At 61.9% G+C, this 10,128-nt stretch carries 9 protein-coding genes and 1 pseudogene; 7 read left to right on the forward strand and 3 right to left on the reverse strand.

Annotated features, from left to right (window positions below; genetic code table 11):
* The 4 genes and pseudogenes from Q1X90_RS03880 to Q1X90_RS03895 all read left to right on the forward strand — a co-directional run.
* Positions 1 to 1,397 (forward strand): annotated as a pseudogene (locus Q1X90_RS03880) (helicase); the annotation flags it as partial.
* Positions 1,394 to 2,437 (forward strand): HAD-IIA family hydrolase, encoded by a 1,044-nt coding sequence (locus Q1X90_RS03885; RefSeq protein ID WP_300766732.1) that lies wholly within the window; start codon positions 1,394 to 1,396, stop codon positions 2,435 to 2,437. The pseudogene Q1X90_RS03880 and the gene Q1X90_RS03885, both read left to right, overlap by 4 nt.
* Entirely contained in the window at positions 2,437 to 2,592 is a 156-nt protein-coding gene (locus Q1X90_RS03890) for a hypothetical protein (protein ID WP_300766734.1), read from the forward strand. The genes Q1X90_RS03885 and Q1X90_RS03890 overlap by 1 nt, the downstream gene beginning before the upstream one ends.
* Positions 2,576 to 3,325 (forward strand): TlyA family RNA methyltransferase, encoded by a 750-nt coding sequence (locus tag Q1X90_RS03895; RefSeq protein WP_300766736.1) that lies wholly within the window; start codon positions 2,576 to 2,578, stop codon positions 3,323 to 3,325. The genes Q1X90_RS03890 and Q1X90_RS03895 overlap by 17 nt, the downstream gene beginning before the upstream one ends.
* Here the strand turns inward: Q1X90_RS03895 and Q1X90_RS03900 are convergent.
* From Q1X90_RS03900 to Q1X90_RS03910, 3 genes are all read right to left on the reverse strand, one after another.
* Complete coding sequence (locus Q1X90_RS03900; RefSeq protein ID WP_300766738.1) at positions 3,307 to 3,984, reverse strand: hypothetical protein; 678 nt, start codon at positions 3,982 to 3,984, stop codon at positions 3,307 to 3,309. The genes Q1X90_RS03895 and Q1X90_RS03900 overlap by 19 nt on opposite strands.
* Positions 3,985 to 4,220: 236 nt before the next feature.
* Positions 4,221 to 4,871, reverse strand: coding sequence for a TrkA family potassium uptake protein (locus tag Q1X90_RS03905; RefSeq protein WP_300766740.1), 651 nt, complete (start codon positions 4,869 to 4,871; stop codon positions 4,221 to 4,223).
* Between the two features lie 126 nt (positions 4,872 to 4,997).
* A complete protein-coding gene (locus tag Q1X90_RS03910) occupies positions 4,998 to 6,476 on the reverse strand; it encodes a potassium transporter TrkG (protein WP_300766742.1) in 1,479 nt (492 codons plus the stop codon).
* Between the two features lie 149 nt (positions 6,477 to 6,625).
* Here Q1X90_RS03910 and Q1X90_RS03915 point away from each other — a divergent pair, with 149 nt between their 5' ends.
* The 3 genes from Q1X90_RS03915 to Q1X90_RS03925 are packed head-to-tail and all read left to right on the forward strand — an operon-like array spanning position 6,626 to position 10,031.
* Positions 6,626 to 7,603, forward strand: a complete 978-nt coding sequence (locus tag Q1X90_RS03915) for an NAD kinase (protein WP_300766744.1) — start codon at positions 6,626 to 6,628, stop codon at positions 7,601 to 7,603.
* Positions 7,596 to 9,332, forward strand: a complete 1,737-nt coding sequence (gene recN, locus Q1X90_RS03920; RefSeq protein WP_300766748.1) for a DNA repair protein RecN — start codon at positions 7,596 to 7,598, stop codon at positions 9,330 to 9,332. The genes Q1X90_RS03915 and recN overlap by 8 nt, the downstream gene beginning before the upstream one ends.
* 39 nt (positions 9,333 to 9,371) lie before the next feature.
* Complete coding sequence (locus Q1X90_RS03925; protein WP_300766746.1) at positions 9,372 to 10,031, forward strand: HAD family phosphatase; 660 nt, start codon at positions 9,372 to 9,374, stop codon at positions 10,029 to 10,031.
* The last annotated feature ends 97 nt before the right edge of the window (positions 10,032 to 10,128 follow it).

The following is a 10,128-nucleotide window of genomic DNA, read 5'->3' on the forward strand; positions in this document are numbered from 1 at the left end:
CACAAGCCACGCCTGGGGCGCCCACCCCCCACTACCCCCCTCTCTCACGCCGCCCCTACACGCCGCTCTGCCGCCCTCGCAATGATGGGCGTCGCTTCGACCGTCGTGATGACCGTCGTGATGACAGGCGTGATGGGGATCGTCGTGACGATCGCCGTCAGAGGTCGGGTGGCTATGGCCGTGACGACCGTCGTGGCGGGGACCGCGACCATCGTGACTTCCGGGGCCCGCGCCGGGACGGCGACCATGGGTCGTTCCGCCGCGACGATGCTCCGCGCCGCAACTCGGATGGCACGATATCCTTCCCGTCTCAGAATCCATACACGGATCGGCGCCCTGGCGAGCCACGCATGCCCAAAGGGCTTGAATGGGCCATGCTGTCGAAGGACGAGCGTGAGCGTCTGAGGGGATTATCCAAGGAGCACGCCGAGAACGTGGGACTGCATATCCTCGCGGCATACGCACTTGAGCCCGACGATCCGGCTGGGGCCCTCCAGCATGCCCAATGGGCGGCGAAACAGGCCTCTCGGGTCGATTTCGCGAGGGAGACCCTTGCTTTCATCGCCTACCGGCAGGGCAACTACACTTTGGCGTTGCGCGAGTTTCGCACAGCCCACCGCATGAACGGGTATCCGGATTATCTGCCGTTCATCGCAGATTGCGAGCGTGGTCTGGGCCATCCACGCAAGGCCATCGATGTCGCCGTATCGGAGGACGGTCATGCCTTGGACGGCGAGGCGAAGGTCGAGATGTTCCTCGTCTATGCGGGCGCTATGGCCGATCTGAAGCTGTGGGACAAGGCGCTTGACGTCGTGCGAAAGCTGGAGCGCGTGAGGGGCCTGTCAGGCGAGTATCGGATGCGGGCCACGCAGGCGGAGCAGCTTTTCCTCGAGGAATCGGGGAGAACCGACGAGGCGGCCGCGTTGAACGACACCCTCGATAAGCTCGAAAGCCAGTACGCCGATGTGGATGAGGACGACGAGAACGCCGAGGAAATCGTCATCGACTATGATCTCGAGCGTTTGTCCCCAGCCCTTTTTGATGAGGTGGGGATTGAGGTGGACGATGAGGATTCCGATGAGGATCGCGATGATGTCGACGCCGATGATTCCTCTTCCGATGATGAGGTTTCCGATGAGGCCGTTTCGGACGGTGACGTTTCGGAAGGTGACGTTTCGGAAGAGACGGGTGACGCGCCCGAAACGACGGATCCAGTTGGAGACGTCGCCGAGGATGCTGCCGTAGGGGCCATAGGGGTCGTGGAATCCGCGGAATCATCCAATGGGTCCGATGACGAGACTGTCGTGGAAGACTCCGAGGTCCGGAAGCCCTCCGATGGAAGCGTGGACGCGGACACCGTCGAGGATGAAAGCCCCCGGGAGGGCGATGAGCGGTGACGGGTTCTCTCAAAGGGTCGGATGGTCCGCTGCTCGATAGGTATTCACTGGCGCTTGTGGATCTTGATGGTGTCGTCTACCGGGGCGGTGAGGCGGTGGACCACGCTGTGGAATCGATTGACGCCGCGCGCTCCGCGGGCATGTCCGTCGTGTACACGACGAACAATTCCTCGCGATATCCGCGGGTGGTGGCAGAGCAGCTGCGGGGCTACGGACTCGATGCCGCTGACGGGGATGTGATCACATCGTCGATGGTCGCGGCGCGGATGGTCGCACGGGAACTGGAGCCCCAATCTCCGGTTCTGGTCATCGGAGCCGACCATCTGCGTGACGAGGTGGCCGGACAAGGGCTTGTCGTCGTCAATGATGCCCGTGATCACCCGGTAGCCGTCATTCAGGGATGGTATCCGACACTGTCGTGGCATGAGCTTGCCGAGGCCTCGTATGCCATCGAATCCGGGGCGCGTTATTTCGTGACGAATCGGGATCTTACGATTCCGCGCGAGCAGGGGATTGCTCCGGGATGCGGATCGCTGATTGCCGCGGTCATCGCCGCGACGGGCATGGAGCCGGAATCGTCGGCGGGGAAGCCCGAATCCGCGATGTATGACGAGGCCCGTGTGCTTGCGGCCCATGACGGGCAGACGCCGGTTGGCCGTGACCTGTGTCTTGCGGTTGGGGATCGTCTGGACACGGACATCGAGGCCGGAAACCGTGGCGGCTATGATTCCCTGGTCGTTCTCACGGGAGTAGCGGACGCTCGTGCTCTCATGTGCGCGCCCCGACATCTTCGTCCGACCTTCGTCTCCCGGGATCTGCGCGGTCTGGCGCAGACGCATCCCCGTCCGACGCGACGTTCTCTGGCCCGCTGGTCCTGTGGCGATGCGGTGACCCGTCTTCAGGACGGGGATCTGGAGGTCGCGGGTGGCACGGGCATCGACCGACTTCGCGCAGCCTGCTGCGCGGCATGGGATCTTATGGACAACGCCGACGGTCTGGAGGGAGCGCGGCTTCCGGACATCACAGTCGAGGACGTCTGATGGACGGCACCCGGAAGGATTTCAAGGATCGTTTTCCAGGATTGGCATCGGCGGATCCGAAGGATTCGACGGCGTTTCTCACCGAGCTTCACGCGGCCGTCGACGCGTTGGAACGCGAGTTGGACACCACGCGAGTTCATGATTCGCATGACTGAGCGTCTTGATGTCGAACTGGTCCGACGCGGCCTTGTCGATTCGCGGACCAAGGCTCGTCGCCTTATCGACTCCGGTGCGGTGTCGGTGGAGGATGCTGTGGTGACGAAACCCTCGTTCGGGGTGGGGCCGGAGGCTCGTCTACACGTCGATTCGGGACCGCGTTATGTGTCGCGCGGAGCCGTGAAGCTTGTGGGAGCCTTTCGAGCCTTCGCGGATAGGGGTCTTGACGGGGCGCAGGGCATGCGTTGTCTTGACATCGGGGCCTCGACGGGGGGATTCACCCAGGTTCTTTTGCGTTACGGGGCCGAAAGCGTCGTTGCCTTGGATGTCGGGCATGGACAGCTTCATCCTCTTGTCGCCGCAAATCCACGCGTCGTGGAGATGAGCGGTGTCAATATCAGGGACGTGTCGGCGGACGACCTTCCTTTCGCTCCCGATCTCATCGTGTCGGATGTGTCGTTTATATCGTTGACGTTGGTTATTCCGGTGGTATCCGATATCGCCCGTCCGGGAACGCGCGTGGTTCTGCTGATCAAGCCGCAGTTCGAGGTGGGGCGCGGGAATCTTGGTGCGCATGGCGTGGTGTGCAACGAATCGTTGCGCCGTCGGAGCGTCGACGATGTATGCCGCTGCGCCGAAGGACACGGTCTGTCCGTTCTAGCGGTTGCGGACTCTCCAATCACCGGCATGCATGGGAATAGGGAGTATTTGCTCTACGCGGTCCGACGCTGAATGTTCCTTCGATCACCGTCGATGAACAGAACCGATGATGTGGTGTCCTGAACGAATCGTGATGTGAAGTGGACCGTGTGCACCACGCATCCGCCGTCTATCGATACGTCATGTCCATTGATCTGGCGGCATGTCGTGGCCCGAAGGCTTACCGTGCGTCCTTGGATGGTGGATATCCTGCTGTGGCCCAGATAGGCCTTGGCGTGGCGGTTGAGCGTCAGACCGTCCAACGGCCTGATCAGCACGGTGCGGCTCGCGCTCATGGCTCCGGCTGAACGCGCCCTTCCATCTATCGTGACGTCCCGCCCGACTATCGTTCCGCCCGATTCGACAAGACCTCGAATCGACAGGACGTGTCTGGCGGTGACGTGTCCTCGCGTGATGAGGCTTCCGGTGAAATCCAACGCTCCACAGTGCAGGGATCCGGATACCGACAGTCTGCCGTGTCCGTCGATCCGATCCACGATCACATCCCCGAGACACTCCAACGTCCCCGAGGCCATCGACACCCGTCCGCCCGCGCATCTCACACAATGTGCTCTGCCCGTTACGATGAGTTCGTCGAAGACCACCCCATCCTCGATCGTCGCGTCGCTGACGACCGAAATCGTTCCGTATCGACCGCGGACCACCGTCCCCCTGTCCACGAGAATGTCCATAACACCCCTCCGCCCCGTTGTGGCAAGCCGGTCGGCGCCATCCCGCCTCGCTCCGGTACGGTGAGGAATCAGGCCGAACTTATGGCTTCCATGCCAGCATATATGAAGTAAAAGGGGTTTCCGCGCGTCACATGTCGCGTGACGGGAATTTCTATCCATTACCGAATCGTTCATCCGATGAATTGACATACAAACGTGGAAAAACGACGGGTGTGGTCACATGGCGCGTGACGGCGTCATCCGTGGATGAAATGGTCGATCTGGTCCTGCGTCCCCATGATGATCAGCTCATCATTGCGTTTCATGACCAGATCCTTCGAACCATAAGCCAGCTCTCGTCCGGGCGACTTCACGGCCACCACGGTGACGCCGAAGCGCTCATGGATTCTGGCGTCCCCGATCGACACGCCCACGGCGTGCTGGGGGGTGTGGATCTTCACGACTGAATGGGGGCCTTCGATTTCGATGTAATCGAGGTAGTCGCCCGAGACCAGATGCCCGACGCGATGGCCGGCGTCGGTTTCGGCGTTGATGATGTGTCTGGCCCCGATGCGCTGCAGAATCCTCGCGTGCTGGGCCGACACCGATTTGGCCCAGATATCGGTGATGCCAACGTCGAGGAGGTTCCCCGCAGTGATGACCGAAGCCTCTATGCTGTCGCCGATGGCGACGACGGCCGATGTGAAGTCCTTGGCGCCCAGCTGCTCCAAGGCATAGACGTCGGTCATATCCGCCTGGACGGTGGGGATCTGCGATGACCATCTGTTCACCAGATCGGCATCCTTGTCCACGGCGAGAACATCCTGCCCGAGACTGTCCAACATGGTCGCGACTGCAGCTCCGAATCGCCCAAGACCTACCACCAGAACGCTTCTGTTCTTCGCCATGGTTGCTGTTCCTTTCCATTTGTGCGTTTGTGCGTTTGTGCGTTCGTACCGCGATGGACCTCATGCATTCGAAAGATCAACGGGCGGCGGATCGTGGCGCCGCCCCCCGTCCGGTCGTCGCGCATGTCACCCCACCACGATTGACTCGGTCGGATAGTGGATGGCTTCGATGTCGGAGGGGCGGTTGATCGCATAGGCGATGGTCATGGGTCCCAGGCGTCCCAGAACCATCACCACGGCGAGAAGCGTCGTGGCGGCCGGTCTGCCGACGCTGGCGACACCGACGGAGTATCCTCCCAGTCCGAACGCCGAGCAGGTCTCGAAAAGCGCGTCCGTCAGAGTGGATCCCGTCAGGAGCATAAGCCCCATCGAGGCCCCGATCACCAGCGTGAGGCAGGACGCCGTGATGCTTACCGCGGTCATCAGCGTGCGCGTGTGCAGTCGGCGTCCGAAAACATTCACATCCGTGTGCCCGGTGAAGGCCGAACGGCATATGAGGATGATCACGGCGAAGGTCGTCACTCTGATTCCGCCGGCCGTGGATGTGCTGCCGCCGCCGATGAACATCATGACGCTCATGAACACCTTCGTCGGCTCGCTGACAAGAGGGACCCACGAGGGGTCGAATCCGGATGTACGCGGCATCACCGCAGCAGCGAGGGCGTGGCGGATGCGCGTCGCTGTGTCTGCCTGTTTGAAAAGCGATGGATTGTCCCATTCAACCGCAAGGAACCATAACAGCGACAGGGTGACGAGAATTCCGGTCGTCAGAAGCGTGATCTTGGTGTGGAGCGTCAGCCGCTGACGTTGACCCTTGTCCTTGTGCGTGGCGAGTCTTAGAAGGTTGAGCAGAACCGGAAATCCCAGCGTTCCCGCGAAGGCGCTGAGAAGTATCGGAAGTCCCACCGACCAGCTGTTGACATGGAGTCCGGCGTAGTCTGGGGTGAACCCCGCGTTGTTGTATGAGGCCACGGCGAAGAACAGGGCCTCCCAGAGAGTCCGTCCCAGATTGCCGTTGTTTATCTTCCACAGTCCGGGGAAAAGCGCCACGAAGGTGATGAGCTCGATCGAGAAGGTGGTCGCGACCATCAGTGTCAGAACCGTGCGTATCTCGCTCAGACGGTTGGTGCCCAGCTCCCTGGCGGTCAGAACTCTTTGGGACGCGCGCATGTGGCGGTTGACGGCGATGGTGATGATCGAGGCGAAGCTCATCACTCCCAGTCCGCCAAGCTGGACGGATATGAGGATCACGGCCTGTCCGAACATGGTCCAATGGGCGGCCGTGTCGACGATGGCGATTCCGCATGTGGATAGGGCCGAGACGGCAGTGAAGAAGGCGACGGACAACGGGGTGTAGCGTGTTGGCTTCGATGCGGCGGGGGTCAGGAGAAGCAGTGTCATCACAAGGATGAGAACCATGAAGTAGGCGATGGCCAGACGCCCGGGATGCCCCAGAAGCCTCATGGGGGATCGGCGCCGTGCCTGTCGGTGAGCGAGCCGACGGACACGTGCCCTGTCGGCGTCGGTGTGTTCCGAGAACCACCAGGCATATCCGCGTGACATCTCGCTGTTGTCTGGGGGGTCGTCGATGGCGGGACTGGACATTGGCACTCCATCTCCCATCATCACGGCGGTCCGAATTCCACCGTCATTGTAGCGGTGCTTCCGCTAGGATGGGGAATCGGCCCGCTGTGACGGGGCATATCGGTGGTGTGGTGCTTGACGCGCGTCAAGGGGACGGGAATGGTTCGCAGATGACAGGCAGAAGGCATGCGGTCGTGGTGACCCATACAAGGCTTCGCGAGAGCGGAACCGTGATCGAGGAGGCCGTGGACCAGCTCAAGGCCGCGGGTTTCGTCGTGTCGATCATCGACAATTCGGAGGCACCGGCTTTCGGCGAGAGTTCGGCCGTCGTGGAGGACGACACCGAGATAGTCGTGGTTCTGGGGGGCGATGGCACCATTCTGAGGGCGGCCGAGCTGGTTCATTGCACGAACGTTCCGATACTCGGAGTGAACCTTGGACATGTGGGTTTCCTTGCGGAGTTCGAAAGCTTCCAGATGGCGGAGGCCATCCGGAGGGTCGCGGAGCATGACTACTCGCTGGACGAGCGCATGATAGCCCATGTTGATGTGTGGCTTCCCGGCGCGAGCGAACCACTGCATGACTGGGCTTTGAACGATATGACGCTGGAGCGTGACGAGCAGGGAAGGATGGTCGAGCTGTCGATCCGTATAGATGATGTGGAGATGAGCTCCTTTGGATGCGATGGCGTGATCGTGTCGACCCCCACCGGTTCGACCGCATACGCCTTCTCGGCGGGAGGCCCCATAATCTGGCCGGATGTGGGGGCGTTGCAGCTCGTTCCGTTGGCAGCGCACGCACTTTTCGCGCGTCCTGTGGTCATCGGGGCGGAGTCGACCTTCACCGTCGACGTGCTGGAGGATTCCGCGTCCGATGGATGGATCTGCTGTGACGGAAGGCGTCAGCGCTCCCTTCCCCGTGGCACGAGGGTGGAGGTTCGCGCCTCGCATGACATTCTCAGGCTTGCGCGATTGTCGGGCGTGCCATTCACCAGGCGGTTGGTCACCAAATTCGATCTGCCGGTCGTGGGGTGGCGCGAACACGCCCGGGCCGCCTCCCTAGGTGATATCCGATACTCACGAATGCCGAAGACGGATGGGTTTGAAGAGACTCGGGAGAGTGGCAAGGGAGGGGAAGCCCGTGCTTGAGGAGTTGGAGGTTCGCGGTCTGGGGCCGATCCGTGACGCTGTGATCAATCCGGATTCCGGTATGACGGCCATCACTGGTGAGACGGGAGCCGGGAAGTCGATGCTTCTGGATGCGATCAGGCTGGTGTCCGGAGGTCGGGTTGATTCGGCGCGGTTGTCCACGGACGGGTCGACCGATTGCTGGGCGCAGGCGGTTTTCCATGTGGATGATGATTCGCAGGCGCGTGCCGAGGCCGAGCAGGCAGGCGTTGACATTCAGGACGGCGAGCTTTTCCTCACCCGCACCGTTCCTTCTTCCGGACGATCCCGTGCCATGCTCTGTGGCAGGACGGTTCCGCGTGCGGTCCTCTCGAAGGTTGCCAGCTCTTTGGTTGTGATTCACGGGCAGTCCGATCAGCTGCGCATCGCGTCGTCGGCCCGGCAGCGCGAGTTTCTGGATTCCGTTGGGGTGGACCCCGAAACTTTGCGCTCGTATGCGGATGCGTGGAACGCTTTTCGCCAGGTCGACGAAGAGCTGTCGCGCCTGCGGGGGCAGCAGGCGGAGAGCAGGCAGCGCGCCGACTATCTGCGCGACAGCCTGTCCCGCATCGATCGTGTCAACCCGACCGCAGGGGAGTACGAGGAGCTTCGTGATAGAAGAACGCGCATCGAGCACGCGGCGGCGATAGCCCAGGGCGTGTCTGGAGCGTTGTCGGTTCTCGATCCCTCCCAGATGGATGAGGATGAGCCCGGCGTCGTGGATCTTATGGGGCGGGCGGTCCAGTCGCTGCGGTCGATTCGGATGGAGAAGCCCTTCGGCGAGCTCGCCGACCGTTTGGAGGACGTGTCACGCGAGGTATCCGATGTTGTGTTCGTGCTGTCGGATCCTGGTGATGCCGAGGATGGCGAGGGTGATCTCGACGCCATAAACTCACGGATTCATCAGATCGATGATTTGATCCAACGATGGGGTCCGACCATCGAGGATGTCCTTGCGTGGCGTGATCGAGCGCGTCTTGAGCTTGAGGACGTCGACGCGTCTCCGGAGAGGATCGAGCGTCTTGAGGCACAGATGCACGATGCCGCCGATCGGGTGAAAGGTGCCGCCGATCGTTTGAGCTTGGAGCGCTCGCGTGTGGCCGAGGCGCTGTCATCCATGGTCGATGGTGAGTTGGAGTCTCTGGCGATGGCGGGCTCGCATCTGCGCATCAGCGTCGCCGCGCGAGAGGATCCCGATGACGTGGATTCAACAGGCCATGACGATGTCGGATTCCTGTTCACGCCCTATCCAGGGGCGGATGAGCTTCCTCTGGGCTCCAGCGCATCTGGCGGGGAGCTCAGCAGGCTGATGCTGGCTCTCGAGCTTTCCGCGGTGTCGTATCGGTCCACGGTGGAGGGTCGAAGGTCGTCGTCCGATGGCGCGTACGGGTCATGCACATACATCTTCGATGAAATTGATGCCGGAGTCGGCGGCCGGGCGGCGGCCGAGCTGGGACGTCGACTCGCCCGTCTGGCTCGTGAGGAGCAGGTCATCGTCGTCACGCATCTGGCGCAGGTGGCGTCGTGGGCGGATGCCCAGGTGGTGGTGCGCAAAGGCGTGGACACCTCGGACGGATCGACGAGCACCGTGGTCGAGCCGTTGGACGGCGATCGGCGCGTCTCGGAGGTCGCGCGGATGCTCTCCGGCGACGAATCCGACGCGTCACTCGCGCATGCGCGTGAGCTTCTGAGCAGCAGCGTGCTGCGATAGCACGCGCGGGAGGCCCGTGGTCCGGCTAGCATGTATGTCATGAATGACAACATGGGCAAGGCCGCCATATTCGATCTTGATGGCACGCTTCTCGATTCGATGGGCGTGTGGGATGAGGTTGATGAGGATTTTCTGGGACGTCGCGGAATACGGGTTCCTGACGACTACATGGCCAAGGTCTCGGCGATGGAGGCGCATGACATCGCCGTGTACACAATCGACCGGTTCCAACTTGACGACACCCCGGAGGACCTGATGTCCGAATGGAACCTCATGGCGGCCAGAGCCTACGCGTCCACGGTCGAGGCCAAACCGCACGCGGTGGAGTACGTGAGACATCTTCACGAGACCGGAGCGCGTCTGGCCATAGCCACGACGTTGCCCACCGTTCTGCGCGGGCCGGCCATGGACCACGTCGGACTGACCGGTCTGTTCGACGTGGTGTGCGGCGTGGAGGACGTGGCCCATGTGGGTAAGGACAGCCCGGACATCTATCTCCACACGGCTGAGCGCCTGGGGGTGGAGCCGGGGCGCTGCACCGTGTTCGAGGATCTCCTTGAAGGGGTCAGATCTGCGAAAAGGGCCGGCATGTCGGTCTGGGCCATGCATGATGATTCCTCCGACCGATCATGGCCGACGATATGCGATGAGGCCGATGGCGTTCTCTTCGACTTCGATCAGGCGCCCCGTATCCTGTGACTGCCGTTTCCTCCGCGTGGGAATCAGAGGGAGTCACAGGATACGGGTGGAGACGGGAGCAGGAGAAAACGGAGAAACGAGAGAAAACAGGGAGGAG

The sequence above is a fragment of the uncultured Bifidobacterium sp. genome (genome assembly GCF_949292005.1).
Taxonomy (GTDB): domain Bacteria; phylum Actinomycetota; class Actinomycetes; order Actinomycetales; family Bifidobacteriaceae; genus Bifidobacterium.

Coding starts and splice junctions, on each gene's coding strand:
- Q1X90_RS03890 (WP_300766734.1), top strand. CDS start 2,437: ATGGACGGCACCCGGAAGGATTTCAAGGATCGTTTTCCAGGATTGGCA.
- Q1X90_RS03895 (WP_300766736.1), top strand. CDS start 2,576: ATGATTCGCATGACTGAGCGTCTTGATGTCGAACTGGTCCGACGCGGC.
- Q1X90_RS03900 (WP_300766738.1), bottom strand. CDS start 3,984: ATGGACATTCTCGTGGACAGGGGGACGGTGGTCCGCGGTCGATACGGA.
- Q1X90_RS03905 (WP_300766740.1), bottom strand. CDS start 4,871: ATGGCGAAGAACAGAAGCGTTCTGGTGGTAGGTCTTGGGCGATTCGGA.
- Q1X90_RS03910 (WP_300766742.1), bottom strand. CDS start 6,476: ATGTCCAGTCCCGCCATCGACGACCCCCCAGACAACAGCGAGATGTCA.
- Q1X90_RS03915 (WP_300766744.1), top strand. CDS start 6,626: ATGACAGGCAGAAGGCATGCGGTCGTGGTGACCCATACAAGGCTTCGC.
- Q1X90_RS03925 (WP_300766746.1), top strand. CDS start 9,372: ATGAATGACAACATGGGCAAGGCCGCCATATTCGATCTTGATGGCACG.